Origin of the sequence: Mesorhizobium sp. M00.F.Ca.ET.216.01.1.1 (genome assembly GCF_004010325.2) — a bacterium.
Classification (GTDB): Bacteria; Pseudomonadota; Alphaproteobacteria; order Rhizobiales; family Rhizobiaceae; genus Mesorhizobium.
The window spans coordinates 63986-82540 of sequence record NZ_SADR02000002.1 but is presented as its reverse complement, the minus strand read 5'-3'; the positions used below and the strand labels follow the sequence as shown (position 1 = coordinate 82540).

General features: G+C 63.2%; 18 protein-coding genes. 9 read left to right on the top strand and 9 right to left on the bottom strand.

Translation table 11 applies throughout. The features are described from left to right. Window position 1: 1 nt before the first annotated feature. The 7 genes from EN859_RS03225 to lptF form a co-directional block, all read right to left on the bottom strand. Window positions 2-295, bottom strand: coding sequence for a DUF1330 domain-containing protein (locus EN859_RS03225; protein WP_127851497.1), 294 nt, complete (start codon window positions 293-295; stop codon window positions 2-4). 111 nt (window positions 296-406) lie between these two features. Further along, the gene (rsmA, locus tag EN859_RS03220; RefSeq protein WP_127851805.1) at window positions 407-1264 is read right to left on the bottom strand and encodes a 16S rRNA (adenine(1518)-N(6)/adenine(1519)-N(6))-dimethyltransferase RsmA; all 858 of its coding nucleotides are present in this window, start codon (window positions 1262-1264) and stop codon (window positions 407-409) included. Window positions 1265-1269: 5 nt separating this feature from the next. Beyond that, window positions 1270-2325, bottom strand: a complete 1056-nt coding sequence (gene pdxA, locus EN859_RS03215) for a 4-hydroxythreonine-4-phosphate dehydrogenase PdxA (RefSeq protein ID WP_127851496.1) — start codon at window positions 2323-2325, stop codon at window positions 1270-1272. A gap of 44 nt (window positions 2326-2369) precedes the next feature. Then, entirely contained in the window at window positions 2370-3305 is a 936-nt protein-coding gene (locus EN859_RS03210; protein ID WP_189501658.1) for a peptidylprolyl isomerase, read from the bottom strand. A gap of 92 nt (window positions 3306-3397) precedes the next feature. After that, window positions 3398-5815, bottom strand: coding sequence for an LPS-assembly protein LptD (locus tag EN859_RS03205; RefSeq protein WP_189501657.1), 2418 nt, complete (start codon window positions 5813-5815; stop codon window positions 3398-3400). Further along, on the bottom strand, window positions 5815-6900 hold the full coding sequence (gene lptG / locus EN859_RS03200; RefSeq protein ID WP_189501706.1) for an LPS export ABC transporter permease LptG: 1086 nt from the start codon (window positions 6898-6900) through the stop codon (window positions 5815-5817). The genes EN859_RS03205 and lptG overlap by 1 nt, the downstream gene beginning before the upstream one ends. Continuing rightward, window positions 6897-8096, bottom strand: a complete 1200-nt coding sequence (gene lptF / locus EN859_RS03195) for an LPS export ABC transporter permease LptF (protein ID WP_127851493.1) — start codon at window positions 8094-8096, stop codon at window positions 6897-6899. Before lptF ends, lptG begins: the two co-directional genes overlap by 4 nt. A gap of 471 nt (window positions 8097-8567) precedes the next feature. On the opposite strand from lptF, the gene EN859_RS03190 reads away from it, so the two are divergent. The 5 genes from EN859_RS03190 to EN859_RS39025 all read left to right on the top strand — a co-directional run bounded on the left by EN859_RS03190 (window position 8568) and on the right by EN859_RS39025 (window position 12531). Then, entirely contained in the window at window positions 8568-9734 is a 1167-nt protein-coding gene (locus EN859_RS03190) for an NAD(P)/FAD-dependent oxidoreductase (RefSeq protein WP_127851803.1), read from the top strand. Between the two features lie 144 nt (window positions 9735-9878). After that, window positions 9879-11390, top strand: a complete 1512-nt coding sequence (locus tag EN859_RS03185) for a leucyl aminopeptidase (protein ID WP_127851802.1) — start codon at window positions 9879-9881, stop codon at window positions 11388-11390. Window positions 11391-11418: 28 nt separating this feature from the next. Continuing rightward, window positions 11419-11868, top strand: coding sequence for a DNA polymerase III subunit chi (locus EN859_RS03180; protein WP_127851492.1), 450 nt, complete (start codon window positions 11419-11421; stop codon window positions 11866-11868). Window positions 11869-12020: 152 nt separating this feature from the next. Continuing rightward, window positions 12021-12263, top strand: a complete 243-nt coding sequence (locus EN859_RS39030) for a dihydrofolate reductase family protein (RefSeq protein ID WP_245525456.1) — start codon at window positions 12021-12023, stop codon at window positions 12261-12263. 94 nt (window positions 12264-12357) lie between these two features. Beyond that, entirely contained in the window at window positions 12358-12531 is a 174-nt protein-coding gene (locus EN859_RS39025; RefSeq protein ID WP_245525455.1) for a dihydrofolate reductase family protein, read from the top strand. Window positions 12532-12604: 73 nt separating this feature from the next. Here EN859_RS39025 and EN859_RS03170 read toward each other — a convergent pair whose 3' ends face one another. After that, window positions 12605-14113 (bottom strand): winged helix-turn-helix domain-containing tetratricopeptide repeat protein, encoded by a 1509-nt coding sequence (locus tag EN859_RS03170; protein WP_127851491.1) that lies wholly within the window; start codon window positions 14111-14113, stop codon window positions 12605-12607. On the opposite strand from EN859_RS03170, the gene EN859_RS39020 reads away from it, so the two are divergent. The 4 genes from EN859_RS39020 (at window position 14021) to EN859_RS03150 (ending at window position 17970) form a co-directional block, all read left to right on the top strand. Next, window positions 14021-14485 (top strand): hypothetical protein, encoded by a 465-nt coding sequence (locus EN859_RS39020; protein WP_245525482.1) that lies wholly within the window; start codon window positions 14021-14023, stop codon window positions 14483-14485. The genes EN859_RS03170 and EN859_RS39020 overlap by 93 nt on opposite strands. A gap of 433 nt (window positions 14486-14918) precedes the next feature. After that, the gene (locus tag EN859_RS03160) at window positions 14919-16187 is read left to right on the top strand and encodes an ABC transporter substrate-binding protein (protein ID WP_127851489.1); all 1269 of its coding nucleotides are present in this window, start codon (window positions 14919-14921) and stop codon (window positions 16185-16187) included. Between the two features lie 26 nt (window positions 16188-16213). Beyond that, window positions 16214-17128, top strand: a complete 915-nt coding sequence (locus EN859_RS03155) for a sugar ABC transporter permease (RefSeq protein ID WP_127851801.1) — start codon at window positions 16214-16216, stop codon at window positions 17126-17128. 17 nt (window positions 17129-17145) lie between these two features. Beyond that, on the top strand, window positions 17146-17970 hold the full coding sequence (locus tag EN859_RS03150; protein ID WP_127851800.1) for a carbohydrate ABC transporter permease: 825 nt from the start codon (window positions 17146-17148) through the stop codon (window positions 17968-17970). A gap of 80 nt (window positions 17971-18050) precedes the next feature. Here the strand turns inward: EN859_RS03150 and EN859_RS03145 are convergent, their stop codons facing one another. Next, window positions 18051-18536 (bottom strand): RidA family protein, encoded by a 486-nt coding sequence (locus tag EN859_RS03145; protein ID WP_127851488.1) that lies wholly within the window; start codon window positions 18534-18536, stop codon window positions 18051-18053. Window positions 18537-18555 lie beyond the last annotated feature (19 nt).

Sequence of the window (18555 nt, the reverse complement as noted above, 5' to 3'; positions counted from 1 at the left end):
CTCAAGGTTGCATTCCCTCGGCCAGGATCAGGTTGCGGCCGAGCGCGGCATCGCGCAGTTCCAGCGCTGCGGCGTATTCGGCGGAGCCGTACCAACGCCGCGCCCGCTCCATGTCGGGGAATTCGACGACGATCAGCAGCCCGGGATTCCAGTTGCCTTCAAGTGTCTCCACCTGGCCGCCGCGCACCAGATAGCGACCGCCATGCTGGCCAATGGAAGCTGCGGCGCGGGTGCGATAGGCCTCGATCGCCTCTGCATCGCGGATCGTGACATCGGAAATGACATAGGCAGGCATTGTTTGTCTCCTGGTATCGCGCTGATCATCTATGCTTGGATGGCGCGGTTTCCAGCGGTTGAGCGCTGCATCCGCCTTCTCCCACAGGGGAAAAAGGAAGGGCCTGCACAGTCACACCGCGTTGGTCAGCCTCACGAATTCCTCGACATCGAGCGTTTCAGCGCGCCGTGTCGGATCGATGCCGGCGCGGACGAGCAAGGCTTCGCCGCCGAGGCTCTTCACGCTCTGCCGCAGCATCTTGCGGCGCTGGCCGAAGGCGGCTTCGGTGACGCGGCTGAGCTTCTTCACCTCGACGGGCAGTGGGGATGCGCGCGGCACCAGATGCACCACCGAGGAGGTCACCTTGGGCGGTGGAATGAAGGCCTGGGGCGGCACGTCGAACGCGATCCTCGCCTCTGTCCGCCAGCCGGCCAGCACGCCGAGCCGGCCATAGGCGTCGCTGCCTGGGCGGGCTGTGATGCGCTCGGCCACCTCGCGCTGGAACATCAGCGTCATCGAAGCGTAGAAGGGCGGCCACTCGGCGCCGGTCAGCCAGCGGATCAACAGTTCGGTGCCGATATTATAGGGCAGGTTGGCGACGATCTTCACCGATCCACCGCTTGCTGATGCAGCATTGGCAAGAGCGGAAAAATCGGTCTTCAACGCATCGCCGGCGATGATCTCGAGCCGGCCCGGATAATGGTCCGAAACCTCGGCAAGCGCCGCCAGGCAGCGCTCATCACGCTCGATGGCGATGACCCGCCGGGCGCCGTTGAAAAGCAGCGCCCGCGTCAGTCCGCCGGGACCTGGGCCGACCTCGATCACCGTGGCCTCGGTGAGGTCGCCAGCGGCGCGCGCGATCTTGCCGGTCAGGTTGAGATCAAGCAGGAAATTCTGGCCGAGCGTCTTCTTCGCCCGCAGCCCGTGGCGGTCGATCACCTCACGCAGCGGCGGCAGCCCGTCGATGGTCGTGCGCCCACCCTCATGCATTGCGCTCATGCACCTGCGGCCTTCGTGCCGGTGTCGGCCAGCCTGCGCGCGAGTTTCAGCGCCGCGATCAGGCTGTCGGCGCGCGCCAAGCCCTTGCCGGCGATGTCGAAGGCGGTGCCGTGGTCGGGCGAGGTGCGGATGAACGGCAGGCCGAGCGTGACGTTGACCGCCTCGTCGAAGGCCAGCGCCTTGGCCGGGATCAGCGCCTGGTCGTGATACATGCAGATTGCCACGTCATAGCCGGCACGCGCCCGGGCATGGAACATGGTGTCGGCCGGTAGCGGCCCGAAGGCGTCGATGCCTTCCGCCCTTAGCCTTTCGATCGCCGGACGGATGATGCGCTCGTCCTCGGTGCCTATCGTGCCGCCTTCGCCGGCATGCGGATTGAGGCCGGTCACGGCAAGTCTTGGCCCCGCGATGCCAAAACGGCTTGCAAGATCGGTCGCGGCAATGCGGGCGGTGGTGACGATCAGTTCCGTCGTCAGCGTCTTCGGCACCTCGGCCAGCGCAATGTGGATAGTGACCGGGACGGTGCGCAATTCGGGACCGGCAAGCATCATCACCGGCGTCAGCTCGGCGCCGCTGTGGCGCGAAGCCAGATGTGCCAGATACTCGGTATGGCCGGGAAAGCGGAAGCCGGCGTCGTAGAGCAGCTTCTTGGCGATCGGGCAGGTGACGACCGCGCCAGCATCGCCGGCCAGGCAGTCGGCAACAGCACGGTCTATGGCCTCGATGACGCCGGTGGCGTTGGCCGGGTCCGGGCGGCCGGGACTGTCGATGAAGCGGGCATCAAGCGGCACGACGGGCAGGGCACGTGCAAAGACGCGCGACGCTTCGGCCGGTGCCGTTTCCGCGATCGCCACATTGGCACCGAGCCGATGCGCGCGCGCGGCAATCAGCGCCGGATCGGCGAGAAGATAGAACGGCGGCACGCCCGCGCTGCTGCCGGCCTGCCACGCGGCGATGGCGATTTCCGGCCCGATGCCGGACGGATCGCCAACGCTCAACGCCAGCGGAGCGTCTGCCTTGCGCACGTTATGCTGCTTTGCAGGCCGATCCATCCCGATCGAAGCGGGATGGGGCTCTGTCCACTTGCCTGGCCATGCTAACGCTGGACAATGCGGGCTGTCTTCCGCAGCTCCTCGACATATTTCTTGGAGAGGTCGTCGGCGTTCTTGTCGTTGCCGCCTTCGCTCTGCAACACCATCTGAGCGGCCTTGTCGTCGGAGACTTCGCGCGACGAGCAGATGCCGATGAATTCGACGCCGCGATCGGTCTCGCGCGTAGTCGTGGCGCCGCCCACCTTGGTGGCCTTGATCTGGTCGGCCCATTCCGGCGGCAATTGCGGCGCCAGCACCCGACCGAGATCGCGGACGGTGACGTCGATCAGGCCCTTGGCGAATTCGTGCGTGGTGTTGCAGCCGTTGAAGCGGGCGCGCATGGCGTCGGCCTCGCGCTTGCGCTTGGCGAGCGTGGCGCTGCGTTCGGCCGCCGGCACGACGAAGATGACCTGCTGCAGCATGTACTCCATGGCGGTCGGCTTGTTGCCGCCCTTGTCGAGCATGCGCCTGACCGCGTCCTGTTCACTCATGGCGCCGCCGCCGCTGTCGGAGCGGTAGCGCGCGCTCAGCGCCTGGTTCCATGCCATCTGGGCGCGGATGAACTCCTTGAAATGCTCCTTGCTGACGCCAGACTGCGACATGACGCCGTCGAGCTGCTTGAGCTGCATCTTGTTGTTCGAGGCAAAACGCTGATAGGCAGCCTCGACCTGGGCGTCGCTGATACGGATGCCGAGACGCTTGGCTTCGGCCACCCGCAGCGTCTGGTCGATCATTTCCTGGGCGGCGTCGCCCTTCTTGTGCTGCAGGCGCAGGAACGCGGCCCGGTGCGCGATATCGCCGGTGGTGATCGGTACGCTGTTGACGACGTACTTGATCTCGCTGGCGAACGCCGGCGGCGTCATCACGGTGACCGAGACTGAGGTCGCCGCCACGAGCAGCGCGAACCCTGCCGAAAAGAGGTATTTCCTCATCGAAAGCATCCCAATTCTATCCCGATTTCGGACGAAATCCCTGCCCGCTCTATGCGGCAAAACGATGTCGTCGGCCTGTCGCCCGTTCGGCCGCCCGTCCGTTACTGGACGGTGTCGAGGGCACTGGTCGACGAACCGAATTCGCCGAGCGTGCGGAACGACAGGTTGAAGCCGATGTTCTGCGACACTTCCTTGGTATTCAGGTCGCGGGATTCCGAGAACGTCATCAAATAGGTGAAACATGAATCATTATAGGCAAAGCCAACGCCGTCCTTGACCAGGACACTTTGCTCCAGGTCGTAGGTGCCGGTGCCGAAGACGCGCCAATTCTCGGCAAGGTGCGTGGAGGCACCGAGCGTGACCTCGTGGCGGTCGGTGGTGAAGCCGTAGAGCGGCTGCGCCTGGATGAAGGTATATTTGGCGCTCAGCGACACCGGCAGGCCGGAATAGGCGGCCTTCACCTCGGCGCGGCGAACGTCGAAGCTTTGCTCGTCGAAACGGCCGCTGACCGAGCCGGAAAACCCGCTTGGGCTGTTGAAGCCGACGAGGCCGACATAGTCGGAGGTTGCGGTTTCGAGGCCGGAATTCGCGCCGACATTGACCAGGTCCGGCGTAGCGAAGGAGTTCTGCCCGCCCAGCTGATAGGACTGGCCAAACAGCGCGTTGGTGCTCCAGCCATTGTCGTAGGCGCCGGAATAGCGCAGGCCGACATTGGCGCGGCTGCCGCCTTCCATGCGGTCGTAGCCGGAGAATTTGTCGCGCTCGAACAGCGTCGTGGCGTCGAAGACGAAGCTCTGTGCGTCCTCATTGGGAACGGCGAGGCCGCCGACATATTGCTCGTTCGGGCGCACGAAGACCTGCGCCATCGGTTCGAAGATGTGGCTGGAACTGGTCGACGAGAACAGCACCGGCCAACGCATTTCAAGCCCGGCGGTCGCCATATAGCGGGCGAGCGAGGAGCGCATGTTGTCGTCGTCGCCGAGGTTCGTCGCCATCTGGTTGATGGCAGCAAGCGAGCCCGAGGTCGCGCTGACATAGCCAGCGTCGCCGCGCAGCGCCAGAAGCGGCGTCAACAGCAGCCCGCCATCGCTGGTGAAGGTGCGCTTCCATTCGGCCTCGGCGGTGAGACGGCCGGATTGGCCCTCGATGCCGCGGACGTTTTCGACGGTTGAATCATCACCCGGAATGACAAGCGCAGTGTCCAGCCTGTCGCGGCTGATCGCGCGTGCGTTGACGTTGAACGACAATTGCCCGCCGGCCACCGCCATGTCGGGAATGTAGGCGTAGTCGAGCGAGGGCAGCACCCAGGGCTGCTTGGCGGCGCGCGCGCTGGGATCGTCAGGGAGCGTGTTTTCCTGGACCTCGAAACGCATCGCGCGCACGTCGAAATAGTTGCGGCCGTTGAGACCGGTCAGGTAGACAGAGGACTGATGCACAAGGGCATTGAAGTTGTCGATGGCGTAGGTGCGCGAGAAGTTCTTGTCGGTCTGCAGCAGCACGTCCCAGCCGAAGTCCCAGCGTGAATTGATGGCGAACTGGCCCTTGGTGCCCATCATGCCGCGGAACTTGTTCGGGTCGCCGGCAGGGCCCGAATCGACGTTGCGGCCGTTGGCGTCGATGAATTCCTCGGGATTCTCTTGCCGGATGCCGGCCATCTTCAGGGTGTACTGGCCATTGTTGAAGCGTTGGCGCCACTCCGCTTCGCCGAGGAAGCCCTGCTTGGTGTAACCACTGCCGGTGACGGTGAGGTCGTAGGTCGGCGACAGCGCAAAATAATAGGGAACTTTGACGCCGACGCCGAGGTCGGTCTTGTAGGCGATGCCGGGGATCAGGAAGCCGCTCTTGCGCTTGACGGTCGGGTCGGGGATCTCGAAGGCCGGCAGGTAGGCAAGCGGAAAGCCGAAGAACTCGAAATTCGCGTTCTCGAAGCGGACCGTCTTCTTCTCGCCGTTCCAGATGATTTGCCGGGCCTTGATGCGCCAGGTCGGCGCCTTGTCCGGCTTGTCCTCGCACGGTTCGCAGGCCGTGTAGACGCCGTTGTGGAACGTCGTCAGCACGCCGCCCATGCGTTCCGCGCTTTCGGCGGCGAAATAGGCCTTGTCGATGGTTTCGACGCGCAGCGCGTTGACGAAGCCGTCGGCGAAATCGTCGGTGATGTCGATATGGTCCGAATAGATCTTGGTGCCGTCGCTGTTGATGACCTCGACGGCACCGCTGGCGACAAGGCGCTTGGTGTTGCGGTTGTATTCGACCCGCTGGGCGACGAGGCGATTGCCGCCATAGTCGATCTGGACGCCGCCGACCGCAGTGACGGTCTGGTTGTCGTTGTTGTAGACGAGCGTGTCGGCAGCCAGCAGCATCTGCGTGCCGGAAGGAACCTTCGTTGCCACGTCGGTGACATCCTGCGCCAGCGCAGGAGCCACAGGGACCGCGCAGGCGAACAGGCATGCCAAGGCGCTCGCCCCATAAAGGCGTGCCAGACCGGCCTGCCTATGGCTGCGCAAAACCGCCTCCCTCACTAGCCGTCTTCCTTGTACAGCAGGTACGTCACCCCGAAGAACATAGCCACGACAACCGGAACCCATGCAGCCACCACTGTGGGTACGAATCCCGCCACGCCGAATGCCTTGACCAGCACCGAAACGACATAAAGCAGAAAGCCAGCCACGACGCCACCCAGAATCATCGTCACTGACTGCCCCATCCTGGCAAATCTCATCGAGACCGTGGCCGCAATCAGCGTCATGGCGACGAGAAGGAACGGCAACGCCAGCAGCGAATCAAACTGCATGGCGAAGGCATTTGCCTTGAGGCCGAAGGAACGGGCAACCTCGATCTTGCCGGGCAGGTCGTAGAAAGGGATGGTTTCCGGACGCGCCAGCCGTTCCTGCACGAATTCCGGCTTGAGATTGGTCGCCACGCGGTCGCTTGTCTCCGGCCGGACATTGCCATCCCGGAACACCTTGACGTCCTGCAGCTCCCAATAGCCGTCGCGCAGGAAGGCGCGCACGGCGTCCTTGCGTTCTACGATGTTGCCTTGCTGGTCGAGGACGAAGAAGACGGCATCGGACATCTCCAGGCCCTGGTTGAGGATTGCGCGGGCGCCGATGATGGTATCGCCCGAGCTGGTTTTCTGCCGGATCCAGGGGGCCGCGTCCGCCGAAACGGTGTTGGACTTGCCGGAGCGCAGCTGGTTTTCGATCTGCTCGGACCAGGAAAATGCGTGCGCGGCGACCGGGTTGAGCACGCCGACCGAGAGCACGCCGAACATCAGTGCCCCGACGCAGCACGGCAACAGGAACTGCCAGGCCGAAACGCCGGCCGAGCGGGCGATGACCAGCTCGTATTTGCGGTTGAGCGAGACCAGCGTCGCCATCGCCGAGAACAGCCCGACGAACGGCACCGTCTGCAGCATGATCATCGGCATCCTCAGCCCCGAAATGGCGAACGCCGCGCCATAGGTGACGCCCGGCAGGCCGGTGATGCGGCCGGAAAGCTCGGTGAAATCGATCAGGAACACCAGCGCCAGCAGGCCGATGAAGAACCACACCGTGATCGTCACGTAGCGGAAGAAGAAGTAGCGGCCCAGAGTCCAGCCCATCAGCTGACGCCTTGTCCGGAAGCGCGCCCGGCGAAGCGCAGCTTGATGGCTGTCCAGCCGTCGCTGACGCGGCCGGCGATATTGGTCACCCAGTCCGCCCAGGCAACCGGCAGTTCCATCGTCCGGTTGGAGACGATGAACCAGATGGCGATCGCCGAAGCCGCGATCGGCACGCCGTAGACCATATAGGCGTATTGCGGGATCTTGTCGGCCTTGCCGGCTGCGAAGAAGCCGAGCCAGCGCACGAACAGCGCAATGGCGATGGCCGTGATCAGCGGATGGATGCGCGCCTCGCGGTGCGAGCGCGCGTCGCCGGCCACCGCCAGCGCGATCAGTGCGAACACCAGCGAATAGGACCATTCGGAAAAGCGCTGGTCGAGCTCGGCCTTGTAGCGGCCGGGACTGCGCTGGAAAACCTTGTCGTTGGGGCTCGGATTGAGCAGATATGGGGTCGTCCGATCCTTCGGCAGAAGCGTGATGTCGTTCGCGGCCGACATGAAGGCCGAGAGGTCGAAGGCATAGGAGGTGAAGCGGATGACCGACAGGTCGCCGGACAGCGTCTTGCGGTGGATGACGCCGTCATTCATCATCAGCACTTTCTCGCCGCCGCGTTCGACGATGCTGCCGGTTTTGGCGTAATAGATCAGGTTGGCGCCTTCCTCGCGCGAGTCGGCGACGAAGATGCCGCCGAGCCGGTTGTCGGGAAGCCGCTCGCCGACCTGCAGGAATAGCCCGTCGTCGATCTTGCGGAAGGTGCCTTCCTGGATGATCAGCGACAACAGGTCGGCACGCGACGAGGCCACCAGCTCGCGGTTCTTCTGGCGCGCATAGGGGTCGACGCCGTTGTCGACGGCGAAGGAAAAAACGCTGGCCGCCAGCGCCAGCAGCAAGATCGGCCGCACGATGGTCCAGCGCGAGGCGCCGGCCGCGTTGATTACCGCCAGTTCCGAGTCGGTGTTCATGACGCTGAGCGTCTGGGCGACCGCCACCACCAGTGCAAACGGCACCACGGTCGGAATGATCGACGGGAGGATCAGCGCGGCGACCTCGAAGAAGGTCAGCACCGACTGGCCGTTGTCGGTGACGAGGTCGATGCGGGCGAGCACCTGTGTCGTCCACACGATTGCCAGCGTCCAGATCAGCGCAGCCAGGAAGACCGCCAAAGCGCGACGCATAATGTAGCGTTCAACGACCTTCATGAAGGCTTTTCTCGATTTTGCCGAACGGCATCATGCCCGCGGACAAGGTAGTCGTCCGGCGATGCCTGTACAACTGGGTCCATTTGGCGGTTCGATCGAGTTCCCGTCCCACATCGCGGTTTCCGGCGGGCCGAAGTGTCGGCGGCAATGGATAAGAAAGGGCGAACATCGATGGTTAACAATAGGTTGCGGCAGAAAAGCGGGGCCGTGCCGCGACGAATCGTTATTGGTTCAAGCGCGCATATAGGATGCGATTTCGGCGAAGTCTTGCCAAATGCCGCAAAACGACCAAATGTCGCGCCGGCCGCGCTCGTGTCGCGATTTCGAAGTTCGCTTGATTTCGATATCGAGTTCGAAGCGGGATCCGAGATCAAAACGACACTGGAAATCAAGAGGTTGCCAGTGTCTTCCGATTCGGAGCACTAGGGCGGTTCGGGACACCAGGCCGCCGTGATCGCAACAGGTCAGGACATGGGAGCGGGGCAATTGCACAGTCGAACCGGCCAGGACGCGGTTTTCCGTGGCGTGATCGTGATCGGAGCCGGCGCGGCGGGACTGGCTGCCGCCCATGCGCTGATCAGGGCCGGCATGCCGACCGTCGTGCTGGAAAGGGAAAGCCGGCTGGCCGAGCCCTGGCACCGGCGGCACGAACGGCTCCACCTCAACACGCATCGCGACCTTTCCGAATTGCCCGGTGTCTTCTATCCTGCCGGGACACCGGCCTTTCCGCACAGGACAGCGGTCATCCGCCACCTGAACGATTACAGCCAGGCGCACGGTCTGCCGGTCGAGTTCGGCGTCACCGTCGAGGAGATCGCCTTCGAAGGCGACCATTGGAGGGTGCGGACCAGTGCGGGGCCTCGTCTGGCGCGCCACGTCGTCGTCGCCACCGGGCGTGACCGGGTGCCGTTCGTTCCGCGGTGGAAGGGCATGGCGGACTTTGCCGGCCGGATCATCCATTCGGCGGACTTCGGCGCGGCAACAGACTATGCCGGCAAGAAGGTGCTGGTCGTCGGCGCCGGCAATTCAGGCTTCGACGCCCTCAATCATCTGGCTCATGCGAATACCGCGCAAATCTGGTTGTCGGCCCGCAACGGTCCCTCGCTTCTGCCCAAGCGCATCAGCAAGATCGCGGTCCACCGGTTTTCGCCGTTCCTGGCGCGCCTGCCGGTGCGGATCGCAGATGCGGTGATGGCGGTAACGCAGCGCCTCGTCTTCGGCGATCTGACGAAACTCGGCCTGCCGCCCGCGCCTTCGGGCGGCGCCAGCCGCCTGGGCTCGGACTACACGGCAATCGCATCCGACGACGGCGCCGTCGACGCCATCAAGGCAGGCAGGATCATCGTCGTGCCCCAGGTGCGCGAATTTACCCGCGACGGTGTCATCCTCGACGACGGAACGCTGATAGCGCCCGATATCGTCATTGCCGCGACCGGCTATCGCACCGGGCTCGAGCAAATGGTCGGCAAGCTCGGCGTCCTCGACGGCAAGGGCGTTCCGCTGTTCAATGGCGGCGAGACGGATCCGAAACTGCCCGGCCTGTGGTTCACCGGCATGCGGCCGAGCATCCGCGGCTGTTTTGCCAACGCCCGCATCCAGGCGAGCGCGATCGCCGCCCGAATCGCCAACGGAAAATAGTCGGGGCAAAACCGGCAAAAAGACCAACAAAATCAATATCCGAAAAAAGAGGGGTGGCATTCCCTGGCGGAAAACGACCAAATGTCGCGTATCTTCAACGCGCTTCCTCGAAGAAACCAACGCCGTTCCCGAAAGCAGGACATGATGACTTTGAAACCTTCGATCACCTTCGCCAAATTCGCCGCGCCAAAAAAAGGCAGCGTCTTCGTGCTGGCGGCCGACGACGGCGGCCTTGGCGAGGCGGCGAAGGCCTGCGATCCGGCAAAAACGCTCCAGCGGGCGTTTCCGGTGGCCGATTTTTCCGGCAAGTTCGCCAGTCTCGTGGAAGTGCTGGCGCCGGAGGGGGCGTCGCTCGACCGGCTTGTGGCGGTTGGTGCCGGCAAGGTCTCCGGCCTCGACGACCATGCATTGCTGAAGCTTGGCGGCACTGTTGCCGGGTCGCTGCGTAAGGCGACCGAAGTGGCCGTCGTGCTCGATGTGCCGGGCGCCGCGATCGGCGGCGGTCAGGCGGCCAGCTTTGCCGCAGGCATCCTTCTGCGCGCCTATGCCTTCGACAAGTACAAGACGAAAAAGGACAAGGACGACGACCAGCGCGACGGCAAGAAGAACGAGCCGAAGAAGCCGGCCAAGGTGACCATCCACACCGCCGACCCGGCGGCGGCGAAGAAGGCTTTCGCCGATGAGGCGGCGGTGATCGACGGCGTGCTTCTGGCGCGCGATCTGGTCAACGAGCCGGCCAATGCGCTGGGGCCAGTGGAATTTGCCGCGCGCGCCAGCGAACTCGAGGCGATCGGCGTCAAGGTCGAGATCCTGACCGAGAAGGAGATGAAAAAACTCGGCATGGGCTCGCTGCTCGGCGTCGCGCAAGGCTCACCGCGCGGCGCCCGCATGGCCGTCATGCAGTGGAATGGCGGCAAAGCCAAGGACAGTCCGGTCGCCTTCGTCGGCAAGGGCGTCACATTCGACACCGGTGGCAATTCGATGAAGCCGGCCTCCGGCATGGAGGACATGAAGGGCGACATGGGCGGTGCGGCCGCCGTCACCGGGCTGATGCACGCGCTGGCCGCGCGCAAGGCCAAGGCCAATATCGTCGGCGTCATCGGGCTTGTGGAAAACGCCGTCGACGGCCACGCCCAGCGCCCCGGCGACATCGTCACCTCGATGTCGGGCCAGACGATCGAGGTGCTCAACACCGATGCCGAGGGCCGCCTCGTGCTGGCCGATGCGCTGTGGTACTGCAACGACCGCTTCAAGCCGAAATTCATGGTCAACCTGGCGACGCTCACCGGCGCCATCATGGTGGCGCTCGGCCAGCATTATGCCGGCCTGTTCTCCAACAATGACGAGCTGGCGGACAGGCTGACCAGTGCCGGGCAGGCGACGCAGGAACGGCTATGGCGCATGCCGCTCGGCGCCGAATACGACAAGCTGATCGATTCCAAGAACGCCGACATGAAGAATATCGGTGGCCGCTATGGCGGCGCCATCATCGCCGCGCAATTCCTGCAGCGCTTCGTCAAGGAGACGCCGTGGGCGCATCTCGACATCGCCGGCACCGCCATGGGCTCGCCGCCCAACGAGATCAACCAGTCATGGGGTTCCGGCTTCGGCGTTCGGCTGCTCGACCGACTGGTGCGCGACCATTATGAACAGTGACCGGCTGCAGACGGTGTAGGCTGACGCCATGGCCGACGTCTTGTTTTATCATTTGACCGAATCGACGCTGGAGGATGCTCTGCCCGGCCTGCTCGAGCGCAGCGTCGATCGCGGCTGGCGCGCCGTGGTGCAGACCGGCACCGAGGAGCGGCGCGACGCGCTCGACCAACATCTGTGGACTTTCAGGGACGATTCTTTCCTGGCCCATGCGACGGACCGCGAGGCCCATCTTGCCGAGCAGCCGATCCTTTTGACCACCGGCCAGGACAATCCCAACCAGGCGCAGATCCGCTTCCTCGTCGACGGCGCGGTGCCGCCGGAGCTTGGCTCCTATGAACGCGCCGTGTTCCTGTTCGACGGCCACGATGCGGCCCAACTCGAGGCGGCGCGCGTGCATTGGAAGGTGATGAAGGATGCCGGCCACGCGGTGACCTACTGGCAGCAGACGCCCGACCGGCGTTGGGAGCGCAAGGCGTAGGAGACGCGTGGGTAGAGCCTCGGTCGGGATGTCCGTAAGGGGTGGAGGCCGACATACAGGTGCCGCGCAATTGGTACCTCAAATCCGCCGCCCTGCTGGCCAACATCGTCGGCACCGCATCCACTCGATCTCTCTAACAAATGGGGAGCGAAATGAGGAAAATTATCGTCACCGAATTCATCAGCGTTGATGGCATTGCCGACGTCGAAAAGTTGACGCAGGCAACCTGGAACTCTGAAATGGATAAATTCAAGAATGACGAACTTTCAGACAGCGGCGCCATGCTCTTGGGGCGCACTACATATCAAATTTTTGCCAGCTCTTGGCCCAAAGAAACCGGAGATTTCGCCGACAGGTTCAATTCACGCCAAAATATGTTGCGTCGACGACATTGAAAAAACTCGATTGGAAGCCCTCCGAGTTGCTGAAGGGTGCACTGCCGGAAGCGGTCAGAAAGCTGAAGCAAGGCAGTGGCGGCAATATCAGGAATTGCTGCGACACGGCCTCGTCGACCGCATCAGGCTTCTCAGCTATCCCGTCGCTCTCGGTCAGGGAAAGCCGTTCTTCGCGCCTGGTGAACAGCACGAACTTGAGCTGATCTCGGCGACGCCCTTCACCAATGGCGTCTTGGGCATGGAATATGTACCAGCAAACACGAAGTAATGACGACGGTCGAGTTTCGCCGATAGATTTGTGAACTGAAGCCCCGGTCGTTTGCCGAAGGTTTGACGACCCGTCATTCCGGCAGGCCTGCCTTGCGATAGCCGTCGACAAAATGCTCGAGCGTCGTAGCGTCGCGGAATGGCTCTGTCGTGGCCCAGTGGCGGATTGTGAAATGCGGATTGCTGACGAGGAACAGTTCGACCTCCGCGCGCGCCTCGTCGAGCCGCCCCAGTTGGGCAAGGCTTGCCGCCAGGAACCGGCGTGAACTTGTGCGATAAGTCTCGTCCCTGCGCAGCGTCTCGACAGCGGCCTCGTACTCGCCAGCCGCATATTGCGCCTGGCCGAGCGTCAGATAGTACCAACTTGCCGGAAACGGGTTGAGCCGGAACCCCTTGCGAATCTGCTCGAGGCCCTCCTCGACCCGGCCGGCCAGCACAGAGATGTCGGACAGCGTCGCCCAGGTGTCGGCCTCGTTCGGGTCGAGCTCGATCGCCTTGGCGAATTCCGCATCCGCCTCGGCGAAGCTGCGCTCATATGCAAGCAGGTTAGCCAGGACCCAGCGGCAGCCGGCATCGTTGGGATCGAGCGCTACCGCCTTCCGCGCCAGCTCCATGGCGAGGCTGCGGGTTGGTTCCATCGGTTCGCCCCAATGCACCCATCCCATCCAGTGGTTCATGGCAAGCCAGCGATAGGCCTCGGCGTATTCGGGATCGAGCGAAACCGCGCGCGTGAGCATCAGATGCGCTTCCCGCGCCGTCTGCGGCGAATCATCGATCAGCTTGCGCGCCCGCACGCAGAGATCGTGAGCCTCGAGATTTTTTGGCCGGTTGCGCGGCGGCGGCGCGCGCAGTCGGCCGAGCAATGCCTCCACGATCTTGCCGGTGACCTCGTCCTGAACGGCAAAGATATCTTCCAGGCTGCGATCGAAGCGTTCCGCCCACAGATGATCGCCACTCACCGCGTCGACCAGTTGTGCGTTGATGCGCACGCGTCCCGCGACGCGCCTCGCGCTGCCCTCCAGCAGATAGCGCACGCCAAGGTCCTGTGCGATCCCGCGCACATCCATCGCCTTGCCCTTGTAGGCGAAGGCCGAATTGCGCGCGATGACGAAAAGGCCGGAAATCCGGGACAGGTCGGTGATCAGGTCTTCGGTCAACCCATCCGCGAAGGATTCCTGCTCGGGCTCGTTACTGACATTGGCGAAGGGCAGCACGGCTATCGACGGCTTGCCGGGCAGTGACAACGGTCTCTTCTGCAGACCTCCGATCGTTTCGACCTCTGCGATGAACCGATATCCCACACGCGGGACCGTCGCGATCCACTCGTGGCCATCGGGCGCCGGGCCGAGAAGCTTCCTAAGAAGAGCAATCTGAACCGTGAGATTGCCCTCCTCGACGACTGCCCCCGGCCATGCCGCTTCCATCAAATCGGATTTGGTCAGCACTTCGTTGGGGCGCCTCGCGAACGCCGCCAGGAGCAGCAATCCGCGATGACCGACCGCAACAGGAATTTCCTGCCGAAGCAGCGTTCCCGCCTCGGCATTCAAAACGAACGGACCAAAGGCAAAACGAAGTCCCTGCATAGGATATGTATAGCCGCTTTGGAAGTTTTCGGAACTATTCAGCGCCGCTTAATTACGCCGGGCATCGCTTCCCGCATAGTTGCCGCATCGTTCGGGCCAGAAGCGGCCGCGAACGGGCGACAGGAGGAAATGATGAACGCCATTCTCACCCGCGCATCGAACGCCGATCACGCTGCACGGCCGGCCGAGGCGGCGGGCCGGGCCTATACCCTGGCGGCCTTGGGAAACCTCATCTCGGCCTGGCGCGAACGCAGCTATTTCCGCTGGGAATTGGCACGGCTGGCGAACGACACCCCCGAACTGATCGACGATATCGGGCTGACAATGCAGCAGATCGAGGCTGAGATCGCGAAGCCGTTTTGGCGCCGGTGACCGCGGCGGGCGATGAGGAGGCTCCAAGCCGTAGCAAGGCTTCACAACGGATAACTGCACGGTCGAGCGCACCGGGGCCGCTGCTCTCAAACGAAGGGATACGGCACGATCTACCCAGGATGGCCAGGGGTCAGCTGGTGCAACTGCCCACAACATCGTGATGCCCTGCAGAGTGTGCCGCCGGTTGATAGGGTTCGTCGTGGACCGAAACGTCCGGCACCGACGTGCGCTCCAACAGGATGCGTCAGGATGCGTCCGCAAGATGACGTAACAGTTACCGACGCTTTGTGTTGGGAACCCAACGCGTATCTTTGCAGTTCAATGCGGGGAGGGCGAATGCGCGTCTTGTGAGCGGCCGGCGTGGAGGAAGGTGCAGGCTTTGGCTTGTCCATCTCCGGCGCCCGGGCTGAGCTCCAAAGGGAGGTCCACCATCATGAAGTTTCCTCACGCATTTCTTGCGTTTGCCCTAGGTGCCGTTCTGGCGGCCGGCCCGGCCAGGGCTGTCGATCTCTCCATGGTGTCGGGCGATACCGGTGTTGGCCAGAAAGTCCTTCGCGAGATACTCGATCAATACGAGAAGAAGACCGGCAACAAGGTCACCGTCGTTCCGATGCCGCCCTCGACGACGGATCAGTTCGGCCAGTACAGGCTCTGGCTCGCCGCCGGCAACAGCGACATCGATGTCTACCAGACGGATGTCATCTGGGCGCCGCAGCTTGCAAGCCAGCTCGTCGACCTGACCGAAGCGACCAAGGATGTCGTTGGCGCCCATTTCCCGCAGATCATCCAGTCGCAGACAGTCGATGGCAAACTGGTCGCCTTGCCGATATTCACCGATGCTCCGGCGCTCTATTACCGCAAGGACCTGCTCGACAAATACGGCGTCAAGCTCCCGGCCACCTGGGCCGAGCTTGCCGACACCGCCAAGCTTGTCATGGACAAGGAGCGCGCGGCCGGCAACAAGGACATATGGGGCTTCGTCTTCCAGGGCAACGCCTATGAGGGGCTGACCTGCGACGCGCTCGAATGGGTGATGTCGAACGGCGGCGGCCAGATCGTCGAGCCTGACGGCACCATTTCGATCAACAACCCGAAAGCGGCCGCCGCCCTCGAAATGGCCAGGGGCTGGGTGGGAACCATCTCGCCTCCCGGCGTTCTGGCCTACCAGGAGGAAGAGTCACGCGGTGTCTGGCAGACCGGCAACGCTGTCTTCATGCGCAACTGGCCCTACGCCTATTCGCTCGGCGAAAGCGAAGGCTCGCCCATCAAAGGCAAGTTCGACGTGACCACGCTGCCGCCGGGGTCGGGTGAGGGCGCCCGCCCCGCTGCAACGCTTGGCGGCTGGAACCTCGCGGTTTCCAAATATTCGAAGAACCCGGATGCCGCGATCGAACTGGTCAAATGGATCGCGTCTCCCGAGATGCAGAAATACCGCGCCTTGAACGCGTCATACCTGCCGACCATCCAGGCGCTCTATGACGATGCCGACATCGCCAGGAAACAGCCGGTCATTCCGCGCTGGAAGGAGGTCTTCCTCAACGCGGTGCCACGTCCCTCGGCCCAGGCCAAGGTCCGCTACAACGAGGTATCGAGCCAGTTCTGGACCGCCGTCCACAAGACCATATCCGGCGAGGGCACGGCTGCCGACAACCTTGCCGATCTCGAAGTATCCTTGACCAAGCTCAAGGGCGCCGCCTGGTGACCTCGCCGCGCCGGCGCCCGCAGCTGATGCGTCAGCGCGCGCGCTCGGCGTGGCTGTTCCTTGCCCCGATGCTGATCGTGCTTGCCGCCGTTGCCGGCTGGCCGCTCCTGCGCACGATCTATTTCAGCTTCACAGACGCCTCGCTGGCCGACCTCGAAGCCAGTCGGTGGATCGGCTTCGCCAACTATTTCTCGATCCTGCAAATGCCGAGCGGCCGGGTCATCTATGACGGCTTGCTCGTCGATCCGGTCTGGTGGCGCGCAGTCTGGAACACTTTGCGCTTCGCGGTGATATCGGTGACCTGCGAGACGATCCTCGGCATGATCGTAGCCCTGGTGCTCAACGCCGAATTCCGCGGCCGCGGCATCGTGCGCGCCGCCATCCTCATCCCCTGGACGATCCCGACCATCGTCTCGGCAAAGATGTGGCAGTGGATGCTCAACGACCAGTTCGGCATCATCAACGATGTCCTTCTCAGGCTCGGCCTGATCAGCACCAAGATCGCCTGGACGGCCAACGCCGATACGGCGATGTTCGCCGTCCTCATCGTCGATATCTGGAAGACGACACCGTTCATGGCGCTTCTCATCCTTGCCGCGCTGCAGATGCTGCCGCAGGAGATCTTCGAGGTCGCCAAGCTCGACGGCGTCAGCCCGTGGCGGGTTTTCTGGAGGGTGACCCTACCGCTTATCCGGCCGGCACTGATGGTGGCCGTGATCTTCCGCGGTCTCGATGCGCTGCGCATCTTCGACCTGATCTACGTGCTGACGCCGAACAATGTGCAGACCAAGTCGATGTCGGTGTTTGCCCGCGAGAACCTGTTCGAGTTCGACAAGTTCGCCTACGGTTCCGCCGCCTCGACGCTGCTCTTCGCCATCCTCGCTTTGCTGACCATGCTGGTCCTGTGGCTGGGCCGGGTAAGACTGGACAGGGGTTACTGATGCGGCGGCCATTGACCATGTGGATCGTCAAGCGCACGGCATTCTATCTCCTCGTCGCCGTCATCGTCGTCGTCGCGGTGTTCCCGTTCTACTACGCCATCGTCACCAGCCTGAAATCGGGGACGGTGCTCTTCGAGGTCGACTACTGGCCGAAGATGATCAGCTTCAGCAATTACAGGAACGTCCTCACCGAGGGCACTTTCCTGCGCAACCTCTTGAACTCGCTGTTTGTCTCGAGCGCCGTCGTCGCCATTTCGCTGTTCCTCGGCGTCACCGCCGCCTATGCGCTTGCGCGCATCCGCTTCCGCGGCCGCTCTGCTCTGCTGTTCATCATCCTGTCCGTCTCGATGTTCCCGCCATTGGCGGTGCTGGCCGGCCTCTTCGAACTGATCCGCACCTTCGGCCTCTACAACTCGCTCTTCGCGCTGATCTTCTCGTATATGATCTTCACGCTGCCGTTCACCGTCTGGGTGCTCACCGCCTTCGTTCGCGATCTGCCGCTCGAGATCGAGGAGGCGGCGATCATCGACGGCGCGACGCCGTGGATCATCATCACACGCGTCTTTCTGCCGCTGATGTGGCCGGCGCTGGCGACCACTGGGCTGCTCGCCTTCATCGGCGCGTGGAACGAGTTCCTCTTCGCTCTGACGTTCACCTCCAGCAACGAGCAGCGAACCGTGCCGGTGGCGATCGCGCTGCTCTCCGGAAGCTCGCAGTTCGAGATCCCATGGGGTAACATCATGGCGGCATCGGTGATCGTCACCGTGCCGCTCGTCATCCTCGTCCTCATCTTCCAGCGCAAGATCATCTCCGGCCTCACCGCGGGCGGGGTGAAGGGGTGAGCACCTCGTTCTGGCAGGTCTCCATCAATCAGGACGCGAATCCTGGGAGTGGCACAAAAACCGGCGACGAGCTGGGCGCGTCATCCGCCGTCGACCTCCACTTCGGCTTCACAATTTACTGGAGCGTTCAGCGGGATCATCATGCCAATCGATGAGCGCGCGTGCATACCCACGTCTGCTCCGTAAAGCTCCAGAATGAGATCTGAGTACCCGTTGGTGACGCGCGGCGTTTGATCGAAGCCGGGTGCAACATTGACCATCGCAAAAACCCGCAGCCAGGCTGTGACGCGATCAAGATCGCCGAGCGCGCGCTTGAGGCTGGCCAAATGACCAAGTGCCACTAGCCGGGCCGCCTGATAGCCTTCTTCCGGAGTGACATCCGCCCCCACCTTCCCAAGCGGTTGCGCCAGACTGCCATCCGCATTCTGTGGAACGTGTCCGGAGACGAACGCGCGTTTGCCGCGGATGCGAACCCAGGCGAACGGCATTCGGAGGCCGCTTGGCACCAACAGAGGTTCCGGCAAAACCAAGTCCATCTCGTCGAGTTTTGCTTCGATACGTGACATGGGACCCTCATCGATTAAC

Coding starts and splice junctions, on each gene's coding strand:
- lptF (WP_127851493.1), bottom strand. CDS start 8,096: ATGAAGGTCGTTGAACGCTACATTATGCGTCGCGCTTTGGCGGTCTTC.
- EN859_RS03180 (WP_127851492.1), top strand. CDS start 11,419: ATGGCCGACGTCTTGTTTTATCATTTGACCGAATCGACGCTGGAGGAT.
- rsmA (WP_127851805.1), bottom strand. CDS start 1,264: ATGCATGAGGGTGGGCGCACGACCATCGACGGGCTGCCGCCGCTGCGT.
- EN859_RS03210 (WP_189501658.1), bottom strand. CDS start 3,305: ATGCTTTCGATGAGGAAATACCTCTTTTCGGCAGGGTTCGCGCTGCTC.
- EN859_RS03150 (WP_127851800.1), top strand. CDS start 17,146: ATGTGGATCGTCAAGCGCACGGCATTCTATCTCCTCGTCGCCGTCATC.
- EN859_RS03160 (WP_127851489.1), top strand. CDS start 14,919: ATGAAGTTTCCTCACGCATTTCTTGCGTTTGCCCTAGGTGCCGTTCTG.
- EN859_RS03155 (WP_127851801.1), top strand. CDS start 16,214: ATGCGTCAGCGCGCGCGCTCGGCGTGGCTGTTCCTTGCCCCGATGCTG.
- EN859_RS03185 (WP_127851802.1), top strand. CDS start 9,879: ATGACTTTGAAACCTTCGATCACCTTCGCCAAATTCGCCGCGCCAAAA.
- EN859_RS03145 (WP_127851488.1), bottom strand. CDS start 18,536: ATGTCACGTATCGAAGCAAAACTCGACGAGATGGACTTGGTTTTGCCG.
- EN859_RS03225 (WP_127851497.1), bottom strand. CDS start 295: ATGCCTGCCTATGTCATTTCCGATGTCACGATCCGCGATGCAGAGGCG.
- EN859_RS03170 (WP_127851491.1), bottom strand. CDS start 14,113: ATGCAGGGACTTCGTTTTGCCTTTGGTCCGTTCGTTTTGAATGCCGAG.
- EN859_RS39030 (WP_245525456.1), top strand. CDS start 12,021: ATGAGGAAAATTATCGTCACCGAATTCATCAGCGTTGATGGCATTGCC.
- EN859_RS03190 (WP_127851803.1), top strand. CDS start 8,568: ATGGGAGCGGGGCAATTGCACAGTCGAACCGGCCAGGACGCGGTTTTC.
- pdxA (WP_127851496.1), bottom strand. CDS start 2,325: ATGGATCGGCCTGCAAAGCAGCATAACGTGCGCAAGGCAGACGCTCCG.
- EN859_RS39020 (WP_245525482.1), top strand. CDS start 14,021: ATGACCGACCGCAACAGGAATTTCCTGCCGAAGCAGCGTTCCCGCCTC.